This is a genomic window from Flavobacterium sp. RSP46 (genome assembly GCF_003984825.1).
Lineage (GTDB): Bacteria > Bacteroidota > Bacteroidia > Flavobacteriales > Flavobacteriaceae > Flavobacterium.
In genome coordinates, this window is sequence record NZ_RYDM01000007.1 from 106,536 (window position 1) to 126,542 (window position 20,007).

The window sequence follows — 20,007 nt, forward strand, 5'->3', positions numbered from 1 at the left end:
TAAGCCAAATTCTTTTGTCGGCTTTTTTTGGTCATATACTAAATTTTCTTGTGGAAAAAATGTATTAATTCATGTGCTCGTCTGCTATTTTTAAAGCTTCAGAAATAATTGATAAACCTTCGTCAATTTCAGTTTCGTTAATCATTAATGGTGGTGCAATAAAAATATATCCCCAGCGAACAAAGGTATATAATCCTTGCTCTCTTAACTTGGCACTCACTTTGTTCATAACTTCCATTTCGTCAGCATTAGCATTGAAAGGAGCCATTAGTTGATATGGTTTTTTACTTTTCACAATATCCAAACAACCCAATAATCCTTTGTTTCTAAAATCACCCATTGAAGGATGTTGGGCACGCATTTTGTTAATTTGTTTTTCCATGTAAGTACCCATTTTGACTGCGTTTTCTATCAAATGATCACTTTCGTAAATATTGATAACGGCAAGTGATGCTGCCAGAGCCACTGGATGTGAATTATAAGTCAATCCCAACCACAAAGGGGAATCGTCATATTTTGCTGCAATTTTATCCGATACCATCAAACAACCTAAGGGTAAATAAGAAGAAGTCAGACCTTTGGCCATACAAATCATATCTGGAATGATGTCGCTATGTTGAAAACCAAACCATTTTCCGGTTCGACCGAAACCACTCATTACCTCATCGGCAATAAATAGAATTTCATATTTTTCGCACAAGGCTTTAATCCCTTTTAGATAGCCTTTTGGATAATGCAAGCAACCTGATGACCCACTTTCGCCTTCAAAGACAAAGGCTGCAATAGTGTGCCCGCCTTCATACCGAATGATTCTTTCTACTGAATCAAGGCTCCATTTTAATTTCGTTTCTTCGTCTTGATCACTCAAACCATAAAAATCGTAGGGATCATCTAGGTGAAAAATATTAGTGGCTTGTTGGGCATCACTAAAAAGTTTTCTAGGATCTCCGCCTAAAGTCATACTGGCAGAAGAGTTTCCGTGGAATCCTCTATATCTTCCAAAAATTTTGTGCTTTCCAGTGTATAAACGAGCCAGTTTTATTGCATTTTCGATTGATGAAGCGCCACAAAGTGTAAAAAAAGCTTTGTTTAAATCACCGGGACAAATTTCGGCTAGTTTTTTTGCTAAACGCGCCCGGATTTCTGTAGTGCAAGATGGGGTCACATAACTCACTTTTTGCATTTGTTCGACAATTGCATCTGTGACCCGCTGGTCGCCGTGACCAATATTTACTGACATTAATCCGCTGGAGAAATCAATTATTTTTTTTCCTCCAACTTCATATAAATAAACGCCTTCGGCTCTTTCGATAGGGATTGGATTTACATTTTTTTGAGCAACCCAAGTAAACAAACTGAATTGTTTACTATCACTTATTATTTGTTCTTTACTTAACATTATATTTAAAATTTTAGTTTCAATTGGTTAGACAACAAAACCATAAAGTAGGACAGAATTTGCATCTTATAAATTTTGTTTGTCGATGTAAGCTTTGTGCAATTGTATTGTTTTGATATTAAATTGGACATGATTTGTTCATCTATGAATTTGTTCTTGCTTTTTAAAAAAGTATAGTTTTTCAAAATTCCTTCTTTTGTGAAACCTACACTTATATATAGTTTTATGGCTTTCAAATTATGAGTGTCGACACTCAATTCAACTCTGGAAACAGATTTTATTTTACATATATTAATGATTTCTAACATCATTTTTTTTCCAAATCCTTTTCCAAAATAATCAGGATGAATAGCTACTCCACCCAGATACATAATGTGGCTATTTCTATGCTTTTGTCGGATGAGTTTACACATTCCGACAGTTTTTGAATCTTATTTATATAGATATAAAATTTCTTCTTTTAGCAAGTCATTAAATATAGGTCTAAAACTTTCTGAATCCATTATTTCGTAGAGCAAAAAATGGTTTACTTCTGGATGCATGTAGCATTCATAAATGAATATAAAATTGGATGCTTTAACTTTTTCGATCATAATTATTTAACTCATCCAGTTGGTTCCAGCTTCAGGATTCCATTTGGTGGTTGTTTTCTTTTCTTTTGTAAAAAAGCCAATAGCGCTTTTCCCCGTAATATCTCCAGAACCAAATCTCGATTCATTCCATCCACCAAAACCAAAAGGTTCTCTGGGTACAGGAACTCCAATATTTACCCCGCACATTCCTGCTGAAGCATTTTCGGTTACATAATTTGCTAAACCGCCGCTTTGTGTAAATACGGAACACGCATTTCCATATGGATTGCCATTTTCAATTGCTAAAGCGTCATCAATTGTACTAACACGAACAATGGTTAGAACTGGTCCAAATATTTCCTCTTTTGCAATTTTCATATCAGCAGTTGCGTGGTCAATAATCGTTGGCCCGACATAAAAACCATTTTCTTTTCCCATAACTATCGTATTTCTGCCATCCAAAACGATTTTGGCACCTTGTTGTTCGGCTTCAGTGATATATAACTCAATCCTTTCTTTGGCTGCTTTCGAAATTACGGCACCTAATGTTGTACCACATTGAATTTTATTGGCGTCTTTAATTAATTTACCCAGTATCACATCGCAATTTCCAACAGCGATTAAAGTTGCAGCCGCCATACAACGCTGCCCGGCACAACCGCTCATAGAAGCTACAATATTAGAGGAAGCCATTTCGGGATTTGCATCCGGTAATAAAATGATGTGGTTTTTTGCTCCGCCAAGTGCTAAAACCTGTTTCAAATTTTGACTTGCTCTTTGATATACTATTTTTGCTACTTTCGTGGAGCCGACAAAAGTTATGGCTTTAATATCCGGATGATCGCAAAGATTTTCAACTGTAGATTGTGTACCATTAATGATATTGAATAAGCCATCAGGAAGTCCGGCTTCTTTCAAAAGTTTTGCTGTATATTGACTGCTGATTGGTACCGCTTCGGAGGGTTTCAAAATAAAAGCATTTCCAAGAGCCAAGGCATTTACAATAGTCCAATGCGGAACCATGCTTGGGAAATTAAAAGGAACGATAGAAGCAACGATCCCCAAAGGAACTCGGCTTGAGGAGCAATAAACACCTTTACTAACTTCCATGTTTTCTCCATTTACAAATTGAGGCAAAGCACAGGCAAATTCAGTAAGTTCGATGGCTTTATCAATTTCAGCTTTGGCTTCCCCATGAATTTTCCCGTTTTCGAGGTAAATAATTTCGGTCAGTTCCTCTATGTTTTTTTCTAATAATTGTTTGTATTTATAGAAAACCTGGACTCTTTCTTTTAAGGTAACTTTTTGCCAGGCTTTTTGAGCTTTTTGAGCAAAAGCGATAATTTCATTCAAATCATCCACGGTAGATTCTTTGAAAGTAGTTAATTCTTGACCATCTAAAGGGGAGATAATAGTATGAATTTTGCTGGAGCTTCCTGATTTAAACGCTCCATTTATAAAATTTTTTACTTCATTAAATATCATAATTAATTTATTTTAGTTTTTCAAATGTACACTTTTAAATAAAAATTTAGTAATTTTTTTGTTATTATATCTAAATTATGGTTAGATTTACAAAATAAACATATATAAATTAATTTATTTACAATATTTAGGTTTTTTATTAATGTCAAATTTGAGTTTAAATATTAACCAATTTATATTATTTTCTATTAACCAAACCATAAAATCAATGAAATCAATCTCAACCATTATTGGAGTTGCCTTATTATTCCTGTCGGCCTTGTGTTATTTTATTAATTGGGATGCTTTAGTTCCTGCATTTACTGTATTAGGGATTGCTATTATAACCAGAAAAGCATTGGAGCCATTAATTATCGGATGTGCTTTGGGTTTTATTTTGTTAGCATCAAAAGGAGGATCTGCAGAATTTTTTCCAGAGGGGAAAGGAATGATTTTTCCTTTAAATATGTTTGATGGTTTGTTCAGTTCGATATCAAGAGATGCGCATGATCAAGGTTTAATTTGGGTAATATTGGTATGTATTTTATATGGTGCTTTTGTGCAATTATTAGTTGCATCTGGAGGAATAAGAGCAGTTGCAACCTATTCTGAAAATCACGTAAAAACGAAACAGCAATCACTAATCATGACTTATTTTTTAAGTTTTTTCTTTTTCTTGGATGACTATTTAAGTGCTTTGTCTGTGGGAAATACGATGCGGCCTATAACAGATAAGTTTGGAGTTTCCAGAGCTAAATTAGCTTTGGTTCTGAGTTTTGTTTGTGTGCCCTTGACTGTAGTGTTTCCTATTTCTACCTGGACTATTTTTTACGGCACACAATTGTCGGCCCTAGGAAATATTGGGGATGTGAGTGTGAGTCCAAGTGCAATTCAAGCATTTTTAGGAACAATTCCTTATAATTTTTCGGCTTGGATTTCGTTAATTTTGGGAGGTTTAGTGGTATTTAAAGTTGTTCCAGATTTAAAAGGGATAAGAGATGCCGAGGCTGAAGTAGTCATTCCAGAACCTAAAGAGGAAAAAATCAGAAAGAATCCTGCTAAAAAAGCGGGAAAATTATATTATTTTATCATGCCGTTACTTGTTTTGGTATGGTGTACTATTTTCCCTTATCCTTATGATATGGATTATTGGGGAAGTTTAACTTTTTCGTCTGATATGATTTTTGGAAGTATTGATGCTTTACGCGGAATTGCTACTGCGGTTGTCTTTACGTATCTCTATTTTCTTATTTTTAGAGTTATTAAATTTGATAAAATTTCCAGACATTTTGTAATGGGACTGGAAACCATAACTTTTGTATTAGCCGTTTTAGCTTTTACTTATTTGTTAAAAGATGTTCAAAATGCTTTAGGGTTTAATGAATTTGTAACGTCTCACTTGCAAGGAATTAGCTGGTTAAATAGATCGACCTTACCCTTTATTGTTTTTGCTTTGGTTTCATGGATCTGTTGGGCAACGGGGTCTAATTGGGGAATATATGCCATTTTAGTGCCAACGACAGCCTTATTGTCACATTCATTAGGCGCTAATTTCTGGCTTTCTCAGGGTGCTTTAGTATCTGGAACAGTTTGGGGAGCAGCGGCCTGTTTCTTCTCGGATAATAGAGTTCTTACCGCACAATCCTGTAAAGTAGATATGATGAAACATGGTATTTCACAATTTCCATATCAATTAATAATATTTGGAGTTTCGGCTGTGATGTATTTTATCTGTGGATTTATTATGTAAACTTTTTGCCTATGATTTATAAAAACATATTACACAATCAGTTTTTCATCAGGAATGCTGTTCCGTCTGATGCGGATCATATGGAATATGTGCAGTTGCAGTGTTATCCCTCACTACATGAATCAGAGATTATGAATAGAAATCATTTTGCAAATCATATTAAGGTTTTCCCGGAAGGGCAATTAGTAGTTGAAAAAGAAGGGAAGTTAGTAGGTTCTGCAAGTGCCTTCAGATGTGATTTTCCGGAACATGACAGTACTTTTCTGGAGGAAACCGATAATTTATGGATTACCAATGTTCAAATTGCTCGTGGCGATTGGTTGTACGGAATCGATATGGGGATTTTGCCAGAATATCGAGGTTTGGGTCTTTCGACAGAAATGTACAAAGCCCGAACCGAAATCTGTAAAACCCTTGGGTTAAAAGGGCAAATTATTGCCGGAATGACCATTGGTTACGGAAGATTTAAAGATAAAATGACTATTGAAGACTATTGTTTGGCTTTGCAAATTAATAAATATACAGATCCTACAATCACCCCTCAAAGGAAAGCGGGATTTAGATGGATACGACCTTTGTATAACTATATTAATGATCCGGATTGTGGATATGCAAGCATGTTAATGTACCTTCCGGTAGACGAAAATTATAGTATTTAGGCCTGCGCCAAAAAACAAAAATAAACTAATCAATAAGAATGAATGGCTATCGGCGAATGCCTTTTGCCTTTAAAAATTAAAAAAAATGGGAACTCAAATTAAAAAAGTATCAGAAATACCTGGACCAAAAAGTAGAGAAATGTTAGCAAGAAGAGCTGCTGCTTTGCCTGCTGGTTTGGGAAAATCTACTGAGGTCGTTGTTGAAAAAGCGGAAGGTGCTTTGGTGTGGGATGTAGATGGAAATCAATTAATAGATTTTGCAGGAGGAATTGGGATGGTAAATTTGGGACACCGACCAAAAGCAGTTGTTGATGCCATAAAAGATCAAATGGATAAATACCTTCATACCGGAGCGCTAGTCACTACATTCGAACCGTATTTAGAATTTGCAGAATTACTTAATAAAATTACACCAGGAAATTTTCCTAAAAAAACCTTATTAGCTTGTTCAGGATCTGAAGCAGTAGAAAATGCAGTCCAAATTGCACGATATTATACGAAGCGACCAGCTGTTATTTGCTTTGAAGGGGCATATCATGGGAGAACTTTACTTACCTTAAGTTTGACCAGTAAATATGCTTTGTTCAAAAGAGGATTTGGTAGTTATTCACAAGATATCTATCGGTTTCATTCTCCAAATGTGTACCGTAAACCGGATAACTTCACTGAAGAAGAATACATCGATTTTTGCATCGAGCGTTTCGACCAGAATTTAATTTCACACGTAGATCCCTCTTCGGTTGCAGCTATTATTATCGAACCGGTTCAAGGCGAAGGGGGTTTTATTCCTGTGCCAAAACGTTTCTTAGAAAAGATCAGAAAAGTTTGTGATGAACATGGCATTGTTTTTATTGCTGATGAGGTTCAGTCCGGAGCTGGAAGAACAGGGAAATTCCTTTCTATCGAGCACAGCGAAGTAGTTCCTGATATGGTGACAATGGCAAAATCTATAGGTTCCGGATTGCCAATCAGTGCAGTAACGGGAAAAGCAGAAATGATGGATGCTCCTCATTTAGGTGGTGTGGGAGGAACGTATTCCGGAAGTCCAATTGCTGTGGTTGCTGCTCTTGAAACGGTAAAACAAATAAACACACCAGAATTTTTGGCAAAATCAGTTCATGTGGGAGAGATCATCAGAACGCGATTAGAAGTCATGAAAGAAAAATTTCCTTGTATCGGAGATGTTCGTGGTTTGGGCGCCATGCTCGTAGTTGAATTTGTAAAAGATAGAAAAACCAAAGAACCAGATATGGATATGGCCATGGCCGTCATTAAAAAATCAGTAGCTAACGGATTAATATTAATTCGAGCAGGATTGTACACGAACTGTATTCGTTTCTTGCCACCAATTGTAATCACTGATGAGCAATTGAACGAAGGATTGGATGTAATTGAAAATGCTATCCAAGAAGTGTTGAACGAAAGAAAATAATTTAGACGCAAGTCTCAAAGTCGAAAGTCATAAGACTAGTTCGATATTAGACTTTATAATAATAGACTTTATGACTTTTAAACTGATATATAATGCCAATATTATTACAATGGATGCTGCTTTTCCAAAAGCAGATTCCATGGTAATTAATAATTTTGGCCATATTGAAGCCACTGGAAGTGTAACTGAATTGCGAAATCAATTTGGTTCTTTTTCCAATGAATTTGATTTTAGCGGACAAACGATTGTTCCGGGATTGAATGATGCGCATATTCATGTTTGGAAAATTGGGCATCTTAGAACGTATATGTTGGATGTTCGGGCTGTGAAATCTATAGTGGAATTCAAAAGATTGTTAAAAGAATTTGCTGAGAAAAACCCAAGTTCCGAATGGATTATGGCTCGTGGAATCAATGAAATGATTCTCGAAGAAAAACGATTGCCGACCAAAGAAGATTTGGACGAAATTATTTCTGACCGACCTGTTTTTATAATTAGAACTTGTGCTCACATTGGAATTGCCAATTCAATAGCCATGGCAATTTCAGAAGTTGATGAAGCTACGGAAATTCCTTTTGGAGGAGAAATTCGCAAAAATAAAGATGGAAGTCTGCAAGGTATTTTTACTGAAAGAGCTTTGGGATTAATCATGAATAACATTCCAGCCTTTACTTTCGACGAATATAAAAACATGATTCTGGAAGGGCATAAGTATTTGTTGAGTTTAGGAATTACTAGTGCGACGGATCCGGCTGCAAATGAAGAATTATTGGCGGCTTACATTAAATTGGACCAAGAAGGATTGTTGAAAGTGAGAATGAATGTTTTTCCGCTTAGAATTCCGGATGGTAGTGACGAAATTCAGGTTTTACCGGAATTATATGAATCGGAATTCTTGCAAATAAAAACGGTAAAGTTTTTCTCTGATGGAGGTTTGAGTTCTGCTACAGCTGCCTTGAATGTTCCTTACAAAAATACCGAAGGATATAAAGGCGTTTTGAGATTGGATTATGACAAGTTTTTCGAAACGGCCAAAGAAGCTGTTGATAAAGGATTTTCTGTTGCAACTCATGCCATTGGTCATCAGGCGGTTGATTTGACTTTGAAAGTGTATCGAGATTTATTCAAAATCAACCCTAGTTTACGTCACCGAATTGAGCATGTTGGATTTTTATCGAATGAAAATATAAAAGATTTTAAAAATATGAAAATGACTGCAGCGATGCAGCCCATCTTCATTTACGAATTGGCAAATAATTTTAAAAGTACTTTGCCGGATGCATTATTGGATGTAGTTTATCCGTGTAAAACGGTTTTAGATAATGGAATTAACTTGGCCTTATCGACCGATGGTCCTGTGGTGAAAGAAATAAATCCTTGGCTCAATATGGAAACGGCGGTTACCCGAAAAGCGATGGATGGCTTTGTCATTGGCGAAAGCCAGAAAATAACTTTTGAGCAAGCATTGCATGCCTATACTGTAGGAAGTGCGATTGCGGATCATTTAGAAAATATAAAAGGAAGTCTTTCTGTAGGGAAATATGCTGATTTTATTATACTGAGTAAAAACCCGTTTAAATTAGACGATGTTTCTACCGTTGAAGTCAATGAAACATGGGTAAATGGAGAATTAAAATATAAAAAAATATAAAACAACTTTCTCAGACTCGGTTCCCTCTACTTTGGAGAGAGTTGGGGTGAGGAAAAACTACAAACGATGAGTGTATTAGATGATGAATTAGATTACCAAATATTGAAGCTGCTTCAAAAAGACGGGAGAATGTCGTTTACTGAAATTTCTAAAGAAATTAATGTGGCAGTGAGTACCATTAGACACCGTTATATTAACTTGATTGAAGATGGGACTTTGCAAATTATAGGAAGGGTTGATCCTAACAAAATTGGTTTTAATGCTTATGCAAGTGTTTTGATTTCCGTTAAACCAAAATCATATATGAAAACCATTTTTGAGGAATTAGGAAAGTTGCCTGAGATTAGTTTTTTGGCTTCTGTTTCAGGGGACTATGATATTGAAGCTAATATTATGTGTCGGGATATGGAGCATTTGAATGAATTATTAGGCGATAAAATTCATTCGATGGAAGGTGTTTTTGACACCAAAACAAATATGTATATGAAAATTTACAAATTCGCGCAACCCGATTTAGAATTAGCAAAATTATCAAGCAAGCAAGTAAAATGAATAATACAGACAAATTATACGAAAGAAGAAAGAAAAGTGTTCCAAACGCTTTAGGAATTTTTAATCCATCGAGCATTCAATCGGCTAAAGGTGCCATAATCATTGATGCCGATGGTAGAGAATTAATTGATTTCGCAGGAGGAATTGGTGTGAATAATGTCGGTCACGGTGTTCCTGAAATTATTGATGCGATTCAAAAACAAGCCGAAAAATTCATTCATGCCTCATTTAATGTTTCTGTTTATGAGCAATATTTAGACTTAACTGAGAAGTTATGTGAGATATTGCCACACGGGGAAGCTACAAAAGCAATGTTGACTTTATCCGGTGCAGAATCAGTAGAAAATGCGATCAAAATTGCTCGTGCAGTAACCGGAAAAGCGGGGATTATATGTTATGATGGTTCTTTTCATGGACGTACAATGATGGCGATGACTTTAACTTCAAATGTAAAATATAAAGAAGGTGCGGGACCTTATGCTCCTGAAGTATATCGTTTGGAATATCCGTATAACAAACCTTCGATGAATAAAAGAATGTCGAAAGCTGAATTCGATGATTTGATGATTATGAAGTTGCATAAAACTTTTTCAACAACCGTTTCAGTGAGTCAAACCGCTGCAATCATTTTGGAATTAGTACAAGGTGAGGGTGGTTTTACTGTTGCATCTAAAAAATACGTGCAGTATTTGCGTAAATTCTGCACTGAGAACAACATTTTATTGATTTTTGATGAGGTGCAATCTGGTTTTGGTCGTACCGGAAAATGGGCATCTTATGAGCATTATGGTGTAATTCCAGATTTGTCAACTTGGGCTAAATCTATGGGTGGCGGAATGCCAATTGGTGCTGTTATAGGTAAACAAGAAATTATGGATGCCGTTAAACCGGGACTTATCGGAGGAACGTATTTGGGAAATCCATTGAGTTGTGTGGCGTCATTGGCGAGCATCAATTACATGCAAAAAAACAATATCAATGCCGCTGGTGAAAAAGTAGGTAAGCTAGTGCTAGAAAAATTCATTCAATGGCAGACTTTGTATCCAAAAAATATTACTGATGTTCGTGGCTTAGGAGCAATGTTAGCCATCGAATTTTCGAATCCAACAACTGGAATGTCTGATGGTGTTTCTACGAAAGCAATTGTGGATAAATGTTTAGAGAAAGGATTGATTATAATCACTTCTGGAGCTTACGGAAACTGTATCAGAATATTAAGTCCTTTATTTATAGAAGATGAAATTTTAGAAAAAGGCTTGTCAATTTTAGAAGAAACAATAAAAGAAATACTGTCATGAGAAAACAATATATAAACGGAGAATGGTGCGACGCCATAGATGGCAAAACCTGGGATGTACAAAGTCCTTCAACCGAAGAAATTTTAGATAAAGTTCCTTTTGGAAATGCTGCTGATTGCAAAAAAGCAATTGTTGCAGCTGATGCATCTTTTAAAGAATGGAAAAATACGACACCTTATTTTAGAGCTGAATTTTTAAAAAAAGCAGCTAATTACATGCGGGAAAATGTAGAGATTTTCGCCAAGGAAACAGCAATGGAAACAGGAAAACCTATGCTCGAATCTCGTGGTGAATGGCTGGTTTCTGCTAATCTTTTTGAGTGGTTTGCTGAAGAGGGAAAACGCAGTTATGGTCGAGTAATTCCTTCCAGCAGAATAGACAAACGTTCCATGGTCATTTATCAATCCTTAGGAGTGGTTGGTGTGATTACTGCTTGGAATTTTCCAGCGTACAATCCAGCTCGTGCTGTTGCAGCTGCTTTAGCTGCTGGCTGTAGCGTAGTAATGAGAGGGTCAGAGTTTACGCCTTTGTCTAGTTTTAATATGGCAAAAGCTTTACACGAAGCAGGAATTCCTAAAGGTGTTTTCAACTTAATCAATACCGAACCGGTTTCGACAGGAACAGAGATGATTGAAAATCCTTTATTGAAAAAAATAAGTTTTACTGGAAGCACTAGAGTAGGAAAAATTTTAATGGATGGCGCTTCTAAAACAGCAACTAAATTATCGCTTGAATTAGGCGGAAACGCACCAGTAATTATAGAAAAAGATGTAGATGTGGAAGCAATTGCACATCAATCCTTGGTTGCGAAACTAAGAAATTGCGGACAGGTTTGTGTGGCTCCCCAACGTTTTTATGTGCATTCGAATATTTTTAGCCAATTTGTTTCGATTGTCAAAGACGATATTTCGAAATTAAAAACAGGAATTAATGGTGGCGCTATTGATTTTGTGGGACCATTAATAAATAAAACACAGCAAAAGCATATTGTGACAATGATTGAAAAAGCCAAAGCCGATGGAGCAACCATTCATATTGGTGGTGAAATTTCGGAAAAAGGATTTTTTGTACATCCGGCTTTGATTGAAGCCAGACAAACTCAAGAATTCATCAAAACTGAGGTTTTTGGACCATTGATGATTGTGATTCCTTTCGATACTAAAGAACAAGTGTTGGAATGGGCGAATGATACCGAATACGGTTTGGCTTCTTATGTGTTTACGAATCATATTAAGACTGCTAATTTCTATGCGGAAAACCTAGAATTTGGAATGGTAGGAATCAATGAATGGGCGGCGCATGGAACGGAATTGCCTTTCATAGGAATAAAAAGTAGCGGAATCGGTCACGAATCAGGTTCTGAAGGGTTGAAAGAATACATGGAATTGAAATTGATCAGTTATGGAAATATGTCATAGATGTTTTTAAAGTCGAAAGTCATAAATATTATTACTCTTTCAAATTTTAAATCTTTCAATCATTTAATTATAAATATATGAAAAAAGAAATTTTAGGTAAATACATTTTGCGAACAGCTACTCCTGAATATGCCAAACAAGAAGCTGAACTTCAAAAAATTGTTTTTCCAACTTTGTCTGAAGAAGAGTTGATGACTGAAGCACAATACATACGTCACATGGAGATTTTTCCTGAAGGACAAATGGTTGTTTTAGATGGCGATAGAGTTATTGCCGCAACAACAACTTTGCTGCAAAATTACCACGAAGGAAATCATACTTTCTTGGAAATTTCGGATAATTTATGGTTGGGAACACACGATCCAAAAGCGGAATGGCTTTACGGATTAGACGTTTCAGTTCATCCGGATTATCAAGGGAAAGGTATTGGTAAAGAAATTTACAATGCACGTCAGGAGGTAGCTAGAGCATTGGGAACCAAAGGGCAAATGACCGCAGGAATGCCTATTGGGTTTGATAATGTTAAAGATCAAATGACTATTGCTGAATATTGTGATAAATTAATTAAAGGAGAAATTATTGACCCCACTGTTACCGCTCAAACTAAATGTGGTTTTATTTTAGTGGAACCTTTATTCGATTATTTAGATGATCCCAGAAGCGGTAATTGTTCGGTTTTGATGTATTGGCCTTTGGATCCAAATACGAAATTAAGTGAAAACCATTAAAAAAGTGGTCAGTTCGAAGTATTCAGTGTTCAGTCACAATGGAGTTCTGTCAAGGAACTTTAAGCGTACAACATTAAATTTTAAACCAAAAAAATTATGATATTCAAATCAATAAATCCATTTTCAAGAGAAATCATCACGGAGCATGAAGTGTTGACGAACGCACAATTGAATCAGAAATTGGAAATGTCAGAAAGAGTTTTTAAAAATTGGCGAAATACGTCTTTTCAGGAAAGAGGAGATAAAATGAAAAAACTGGCTAACATTTTGAGAGCTAAGAAGGATGAGTTAGGTTTATTAATTACTAATGAAATGGGTAAAATTTTATCCGAAGGAATTTCTGAAGTTGAAAAATCAGCAGGAAATTGCGATTTTTATGCCGAGAATGCTGAGAGAATGCTGAAAGACGAAAAGTACGACACCCCTTTTACAAGCATGTCGGTTTACGACCCAATGGGAGCCGTTTTTGCAATTATGCCTTGGAATTATCCCTTTTGGCAGGTGTTGCGTTATGCTGCTCCTACAATTATGGCGGGAAATGTAACTCTTTTAAAACATGCACCAAATGTTATAGGCTGTGCCAAAGCTATAGAAAATGCCTTTTTGGAAGCCGGTTTTCCAGAAGGAGTTTTCCAACAAATAACAATTGATATACCGCAGGTAGAAGCAGTAATTGCTTCGGATATTGTTCATGGAGTTACCTTGACAGGAAGTGAAATGGCCGGTTCTTCGGTAGCATCATTAGCCGGGAAATACATCAAAAAATCGGTTATGGAATTGGGAGGTTCGGATGCATTCATAGTTTTGAATGATGCCGATATTGAAAAAGCGGCGACTGTTGCCACTCAATCCAGAATGCTCAATGCAGGCCAGGCGTGTATTTGTGCCAAACGATTTATCGTTACCGAAAAAGTAGCGGATGAATTTGCGGCTCTTTTTGCCCAAAAAGTATGCGTTTTAAGTCAAGGAAATCCTGTACAAGATGGAATTAATATGGGACCATTAGCTCGTTTGGATTTGGCCGAAAAACTAAGCCATCAATTAGAAAAAGCATTGCAACAAGGTGCGAAATTAATAGTAGGAGGAGATCGTGAAAATTGTAATTTTCAGCCTACATTAATAGATTTTGTAGATTCTAATAATATTGCTTTCCAAGAAGAAACTTTTGGGCCATTAGCCACCATTGTGCGTGCTAAAGATGAAAATGATGCTATTGCTATCGCTAATAATCATCGTTATGGCTTGGCTTCTGCAATTTGGACAGAAGATCGAGAAAAGGCATATAAACTAGCCAGAAAAATTGAAGCAGGAAATGTTTTTGTAAATTCTTTAGTGCGTTCTGATTCTCGTGTTCCTTTTGGAGGAATCAAAAAGTCGGGTTATGGGCGAGAATTATCTCAAGTTGGAATCAAAGAATTTATGAATATGAAATCCTTAGTTATTGAATAAAAACATGCTAGCTGTTTTTATGTGTGAAATTAATTAGAATATTGAATTCATGAAGATAACAGATGCTAATTTACATCTTTATTAAAGAAGTTTGAACTTAGGCTAAGAACCTAAAAAATAGATTAACCTAACCATCCAAATTAATAATGAAAACCAATTTAAACATGAAAAATCTAATCGTTTTTTTAGCATTAATGCTAAGCAGTTCCTTAATTTTTGCTCAAGAAAAAGTTTCAGACACAACCAAAACCGAAAAGAAATGGGATATAAATCTCGATATCGCCAGTAGATACATTTGGAGAGGACAATCTTGGGGAGGAAATTATCCTGTAGTTCAGTTGTATGGAAATTATAATGTAACTGATAAACTTTCTCTGGGTTTGTGGGCAACTCATAATTTCAAAAAACAATATTATGATGCAAATGGCGCTTCAAAAGGGTATCGAGAGTTAGATTTTGTTATTAATTACGCAGTTACTGATTATTTAACCGTTTCATTACAAGATTATTATTGGCCTTCCACAGACAAACAAGAAGGGGTTTCTAATGATTTTTTTAATTTTGGAAATGATGGTTCACAATCTATTGATTTACAGTTTTTATTTGATTTTTCTGAAAAAGGAGTGCCTATTTGGTTTACTCTGAGTACTTTGGTTGCTGGGAATGATTTTAGATATAAAGATGAGAATGATTTAAAAGGCAAACAAAATTTTACTACTTACATGGAAGTGGGCTATAGTTTTGAAGTTCCTTTGGGCATAAGTTTGTCTCCTGTTGTAGGAGCAGTTCTTAATAACAAAGCGGGCTATTATACCTTTGGTGATTATGATAAACTTTCGTTCGTAAACTTGGGGTGCAAAGCATCAAAAGATATTAAATTAAGTGAAAGCGTAACAATGCCTATTTGGTTAAATTATACCTATAATGCTGCATCAAACAAAGCTAATTTAGAACCATTTGGAAAGCAATTTTTAGTAGCAGGAGTTACTTTTTCATATTAAAAAATGAATTGAGTGTATTTAAAAAAAGCTGTTGTCTAAAATTTGGACTACAGCTTTTTTGCATGGTATAAATTTTCTTTTTAAAAACGATTCCTTAATACGTATAAGTAATTGCTTTTATATCGTTAGGTGTATTGGATAGAATAACAATAAATGGATATCCTTTGCGAGCAGCATTCTCTTTTAATCGCTTTTCTCCTCCATGTATAAAGGAGGTATTAGTTTCTCCTTTTGCTTTTCCATAAAAACTAGTGATGACCCCGGATTTTTTTAGACCAATTGTCTGAAAGTCTTTTAAGACGATTACTTTTTTATAATCTGATTTTGCAAGGACATTGATTTTTTCCGAAACTAGTTTTGAATCGGCAGCTGATTTTTCATTTAATTGAGCAACGGCATATTGGCTGATTTTTTTTTCTTCACTACTGCCTGGTACTGCAAAATAAACCAGATTATTCTCCATTTTGATGAAGTTTACATCCATTTTTTTATCGTCATGCGTAATGATTTCGTGAGTTTGTGCAACTAATGCAACATTGAATAAAATTGTGAATAATATAAATAAATTTTTCATGTGTTCAGATATTAAGGGATTGTTTGCTTTTGCTGTTTTGCCAACTTCTTTAATTTAATTACAGCGCTTTACTTTCAGCTAATAAAAAAAATACTTGCGTATGGCTGTGATTACTATTGATAGTAAATCATATCTCAAGTACGTTGTGGCTATAAATAGGTTTTGCCCCAATTGGTGTATTAGGAAACATATAATAAAATCAAGCGATGCCCTCCGGAGGTGGAGTTGAATTTTTTAAATGCGACTCTTTTGCTTTGAATAAATCCAAAGCGTTTATTCTGTTTGGAACAATGGAATCGTATGCTAATGCATTTGGGAGGGCTACGGTACCTATGAAAAGCGTTTTTAGTTTATTCTCGAAATTGTTTTCTTCCGTATTATTTTCAAACACTTCGTACACTTCGTATTTCCTGTCAATGACAAAAACAGCAACTGCCTCACTAATCCATGTAACGGAAAAAGCAATAAAAAGGACTATAAGATTTAATTTAATTAGGGTACGAAGCATGGTATAAATTTAATACAATTGAATGGGAGTTACCATTAAAATTTTCATAAAATAAAAAATAGAAAAAACGTTTTTTGTTACTGTTTAATTTTCATTGAAACTCGTTTCTTAGACTTAAAAAAAAAGAATATTTTTTTTGTGTTACAAAACGTAGAACTATAAAAAAACAAAATTATTTAAATTTAGTAAAAAATATTTAATTTTTTTTAACTGTATTTTTTATGGGGGTTGTTGTTATTAAGTATATTTATTTATTAATAATATTCTATTTTTTATATTTTAAATTTATTTTAATCAAAAAAATAGGGGGTGTAATGTAAAATTTAATTATTGAATTTTTAAAATACTTTCGTAAAAATATGGAATAATGATTTTTTTTTATTGATTTTTCGTTATTGATAATTCTTTTCTAAACAAGATAAAAAAGTGGGAAATAGTAATTTAAGTGGAGTAAAAGTTAATAAATTCGCTTTAGGATTAGGGAAAAATTCACACCAAAAGCAGCATAAAATAATGTTTTTAGCAATTATTTTAGTTCTGATTTTTTTAAATAGTAACCAAAACCAAATAATTACCAAGCTGTATTATTAATTAAAACACCTTAAAGATGAAAAAAACAGTAACTATCTTAGCAGTATTGCTAACCACAACTTTTATATTTGCACAAGAAAGCTCTGCGGTTCCAGCAACAACTTTTGCAGGATCTGCAGATGCATATTACAAATATGATTTTTCCGGAATAGACAACAGTTTGACAAGTTTTACTAATTCTCATAACTCGTTTGAACTAGGAATGGTTTCTATCGAAGCGTCACATAAAAGGGGTAAAGGTTCTGTTTTTGTAGATTTAGGTTTTGGTAACAGAGCCGCTCAGTTTACTTATAATGATACCAATGCAACTTTTATGATTAAGCAATTAAATTTCACATATGAATTTTCAGATAAGTTCAAAGTTACTGCTGGTAGTTTTGGAACTCATCTGGGATATGAATTATTGGATGCTGTCGATAATAAAAACTACAGTATGTCCTATGCCTTTACTTACGGACCCTTTTTTAATACAGGGGTAAAAGCACAATATACTACTGGAAAATTCAGTTTTATGGCGGGAGTTACTAATCCTACAGATTTTAAATCTACTATTGATGCAGGCTCAACTCAAAAAACGTTTATAGGGCAACTTGCGTTTCTGGGCGATACAGGTAGCGCCTTTTTTAATGTAACATCTGGTAGTAGTAATCCAGCTTCTGATGAAAATAAGACGCAGTTTGATTTCGTTGGAACAAAGAAACTTAGTGACGCATTTTCCTTAGGGTTTAATGGTACGTATGCAATGACTGATAACGACTTTGACAGTTCATTGGATGGAGAGTGGTTTGCATTAGTAGGCTATGCAAATGTTGCTATAAAAGAATCCCTAAGTCTGACATACAGATTGGAATATTTAGATGCAAAAGAGGCAACTCCTGCGCTGGGATTGCTTGCTGGAACTAGTGTTATAGGGAATACATTGTCATTAAACTACAAGGTTGGTAACTTGACTATCATTCCGGAATTCAGACTTGACTCCGCCTCTGAAGCTATTTTTTCAAATAATGATGCTGCTCCAAAAGTCTTGACCGCATTTGCACTGCTCGCTACAACCTATTCATTCTAGTATTTAAAACAATATTTTTTTTGCTGCCAGGATACTCTTTTGTATTTTGGCAGTTTTTTTGTTTAAAATTTCCTAAAGTACCCGTTGGGTGTAATTAGTTTTTGATGGAAATTTTCGTCAGTTCGAATGATCCCGCTTTTGGGCGGGATTATATCAAGAACTAGAAAATTAGTATTAAAAACAGTTCTCGATACACGTCACTTCAAGTGCGAAGCGTATCGAGAAGCTTTGTTCCGTTTTACTCCACAAAAAACACTCGGATTGACGTTTTGAACAATTGCATCCAACGAGTGCCAATGTATGACTAAAAACTAATGCCGATTTTGGTTTTACTTCAGTACTCATTAATAATTTCGGCAGTGGTTTGGAGAAATATTAATTATTCAATTTTGGACACAAAAAACGGCTCTTTGAAAATTCAAAAAACCGTTTAGGATTGTTTTAGGGGCTTTTGCTATTGTTGTTTGTAAATAGAATAAATGGTATTTCTTGTTTTCTCATCTAAAACATCAGTAACTTCATCTTGAATATAATGAAGTTTAAAAGCAATAATAGCAGCAGATATGTTTTTAGTGTCATACCCAATAATTCGTAATCCCTGATCGACATTAAAATCAAAAGGAGCTGTTTGTAGAAATTCATCAGGCCAAATTCCAAAACCTTTTTCGGCTAAAATTTTCCAGGGAAATAAGGCGCTGGGATCTTTTTTTCTGGTTGGGGCAATATCCGCATGACCTAAAATGTTTTGAGCAGGAATGTTATAATCTTTTTTTAACTTAGTTAGAAGGGCTAATAAGCTATTGATTTGTGATTCTGAAAACACTTCGGATCCGTTATTGTCGAGTTCAATTCCTATAGAAGCTGAATTAATATCCGTATTTTTTCCCCAAGAGCCATTTCCGGCATGCCAGGCTCTTAGGTAGTCATTCAGCATTTGCACGACTTTACCATCATCTGAAATTACATAATGGGAACTTACCTGAGTTTCTGTTTTTGTAAATGTATTTATGGTTTGTTGCAATGAATCTTGCGCTGTATGATGAATAATGATAAAATTAGGCTTGCGTAAATTAAAATTGACGGTACCAATCCATTTTGTATTGATTCCATTCTCCAAAAACGTAGATCCCATTTTGAAAATAGTATCCTTATAGGTATGTAATTGCTGCGTGTATAATGTATCTCTGTTTAATTCAACCGGAGGAACAACCGGAAGGGGTTTAGGATCCTTATTAGAAATCGTTTTTTTTAATGTTTTGAGTTTGGTGTCATATACCTTTTCAGTTTTCTTGTATGGATTTGTGGAGCAAGCAGCAATAGCAAGGGCGAAAAATAGGGTATAAAAAATATTTCTCATTAGGATTTGAGTTTTATAATGAAATAAAAAAACGATTATTTCGATTTCTTTTTAGACTTTGATTTTTTTGGATTTTTCTGCTCTTTTTTTAAAATAATGAATTTTTCCTTCTGATCTTCATTTAATAATGCCATTAATTTTCTATCGGTAACTTCAGATAGTGCCTCGATGTTTTTAATTTTATCTTCCTGACTGGTTTCTGCCTTTAGAAGCATTCCTTGAGTTCTGAAGCTTTCAATGAAGATATTAGACATTGCTACCACTTGGAGTTCATCCAGATTAAGTTCCGGTTTTATAGTTTCCATTATTTTAGCAACTGAAACTTCAACAGGAATTTCTTTAGGTTTTTCAGGAGTTCTGGTTTGATCCATTCCGCTATTCATCCTACGATTTCCTCCGTAACCGTTCCCGTTTCCATATCCATTATTATAACCGCCGTTTCCGTATTGTGCTGAAATGGTGTGGACTGATAATAATACAAATGTGATCACTAGTACTGATTGAATTGTTTTCATGTGTAGCATTTTAAAATATTAAA

The 20,007-nt window shown here is 34.8% G+C and carries 17 protein-coding genes and 1 pseudogene; 11 read left to right on the forward strand and 7 right to left on the reverse strand.

From position 1 onward, the window contains the following. Positions 1-64: 64 nt before the first annotated feature. The 3 genes and pseudogenes from EKM01_RS11785 to mmsA form a co-directional block, all read right to left on the reverse strand. Positions 65-1,399 carry an aspartate aminotransferase family protein gene (locus EKM01_RS11785; protein ID WP_126768506.1) on the reverse strand — a complete coding sequence of 445 codons (1,335 nt, stop codon included), beginning with the start codon at positions 1,397-1,399 and terminating at the stop codon, positions 65-67. A 5-nt stretch (positions 1,400-1,404) separates the two neighbouring features. Next, positions 1,405-1,815: pseudogene (locus tag EKM01_RS11790) on the reverse strand (GNAT family N-acetyltransferase); the annotation flags it as partial. 183 nt (positions 1,816-1,998) lie between these two features. Beyond that, the gene (gene mmsA, locus EKM01_RS11795) at positions 1,999-3,456 is read right to left on the reverse strand and encodes a CoA-acylating methylmalonate-semialdehyde dehydrogenase (RefSeq protein ID WP_126768512.1); all 1,458 of its coding nucleotides are present in this window, start codon (positions 3,454-3,456) and stop codon (positions 1,999-2,001) included. Between the two features lie 208 nt (positions 3,457-3,664). On the opposite strand from mmsA, the gene EKM01_RS11800 reads away from it, so the two are divergent. The 10 genes from EKM01_RS11800 (at position 3,665) to EKM01_RS11845 (ending at position 15,373) form a co-directional block, all read left to right on the forward strand. Continuing rightward, positions 3,665-5,185 (forward strand): Na+/H+ antiporter NhaC family protein, encoded by a 1,521-nt coding sequence (locus tag EKM01_RS11800; RefSeq protein ID WP_158616100.1) that lies wholly within the window; start codon positions 3,665-3,667, stop codon positions 5,183-5,185. Positions 5,186-5,196: 11 nt separating this feature from the next. After that, positions 5,197-5,844, forward strand: a complete 648-nt coding sequence (locus EKM01_RS11805) for a GNAT family N-acetyltransferase (RefSeq protein ID WP_126515555.1) — start codon at positions 5,197-5,199, stop codon at positions 5,842-5,844. Between the two features lie 85 nt (positions 5,845-5,929). Then, on the forward strand, positions 5,930-7,276 hold the full coding sequence (locus tag EKM01_RS11810; RefSeq protein WP_126768517.1) for an aspartate aminotransferase family protein: 1,347 nt from the start codon (positions 5,930-5,932) through the stop codon (positions 7,274-7,276). 70 nt (positions 7,277-7,346) lie between these two features. After that, positions 7,347-8,927, forward strand: coding sequence for an amidohydrolase (locus EKM01_RS11815; protein ID WP_126576884.1), 1,581 nt, complete (start codon positions 7,347-7,349; stop codon positions 8,925-8,927). 66 nt (positions 8,928-8,993) lie between these two features. After that, the gene (locus tag EKM01_RS11820; RefSeq protein WP_126768520.1) at positions 8,994-9,479 is read left to right on the forward strand and encodes an Lrp/AsnC family transcriptional regulator; all 486 of its coding nucleotides are present in this window, start codon (positions 8,994-8,996) and stop codon (positions 9,477-9,479) included. Continuing rightward, positions 9,476-10,777, forward strand: coding sequence for an aspartate aminotransferase family protein (locus EKM01_RS11825; protein WP_126768523.1), 1,302 nt, complete (start codon positions 9,476-9,478; stop codon positions 10,775-10,777). Before EKM01_RS11820 ends, EKM01_RS11825 begins: the two co-directional genes overlap by 4 nt. Then, on the forward strand, positions 10,774-12,195 hold the full coding sequence (locus tag EKM01_RS11830) for an aldehyde dehydrogenase family protein (RefSeq protein ID WP_126768526.1): 1,422 nt from the start codon (positions 10,774-10,776) through the stop codon (positions 12,193-12,195). Before EKM01_RS11825 ends, EKM01_RS11830 begins: the two co-directional genes overlap by 4 nt. 77 nt (positions 12,196-12,272) lie before the next feature. Further along, positions 12,273-12,923 carry a GNAT family N-acetyltransferase gene (locus tag EKM01_RS11835; RefSeq protein ID WP_126563911.1) on the forward strand — a complete coding sequence of 217 codons (651 nt, stop codon included), beginning with the start codon at positions 12,273-12,275 and terminating at the stop codon, positions 12,921-12,923. A gap of 96 nt (positions 12,924-13,019) precedes the next feature. Beyond that, positions 13,020-14,372 carry an NAD-dependent succinate-semialdehyde dehydrogenase gene (locus EKM01_RS11840; RefSeq protein WP_126576882.1) on the forward strand — a complete coding sequence of 451 codons (1,353 nt, stop codon included), beginning with the start codon at positions 13,020-13,022 and terminating at the stop codon, positions 14,370-14,372. A 164-nt stretch (positions 14,373-14,536) separates the two neighbouring features. Then, complete coding sequence (locus EKM01_RS11845) at positions 14,537-15,373, forward strand: hypothetical protein (RefSeq protein ID WP_126515547.1); 837 nt, start codon at positions 14,537-14,539, stop codon at positions 15,371-15,373. A gap of 94 nt (positions 15,374-15,467) precedes the next feature. Here EKM01_RS11845 and EKM01_RS11850 read toward each other — a convergent pair whose 3' ends face one another. Together EKM01_RS11850 and EKM01_RS11855 are read right to left on the reverse strand one after the other, a co-directional pair. Next, complete coding sequence (locus tag EKM01_RS11850; RefSeq protein ID WP_126768529.1) at positions 15,468-15,947, reverse strand: hypothetical protein; 480 nt, start codon at positions 15,945-15,947, stop codon at positions 15,468-15,470. 199 nt (positions 15,948-16,146) lie between these two features. Next, positions 16,147-16,455 (reverse strand): hypothetical protein, encoded by a 309-nt coding sequence (locus EKM01_RS11855; protein WP_126460363.1) that lies wholly within the window; start codon positions 16,453-16,455, stop codon positions 16,147-16,149. Between the two features lie 607 nt (positions 16,456-17,062). On the opposite strand from EKM01_RS11855, the gene EKM01_RS11860 reads away from it, so the two are divergent. Beyond that, a complete protein-coding gene (locus EKM01_RS11860; protein ID WP_126561913.1) occupies positions 17,063-18,112 on the forward strand; it encodes a porin in 1,050 nt (349 codons plus the stop codon). Positions 18,113-18,566: 454 nt separating this feature from the next. On the opposite strand, the gene EKM01_RS11865 is transcribed toward EKM01_RS11860, so the two are convergent. Continuing rightward, on the reverse strand, positions 18,567-19,469 hold the full coding sequence (locus EKM01_RS11865; RefSeq protein ID WP_126554391.1) for an N-acetylmuramoyl-L-alanine amidase: 903 nt from the start codon (positions 19,467-19,469) through the stop codon (positions 18,567-18,569). Between the two features lie 35 nt (positions 19,470-19,504). Further along, entirely contained in the window at positions 19,505-19,984 is a 480-nt protein-coding gene (locus EKM01_RS11870; RefSeq protein WP_126460371.1) for a hypothetical protein, read from the reverse strand. Positions 19,985-20,007 lie beyond the last annotated feature (23 nt).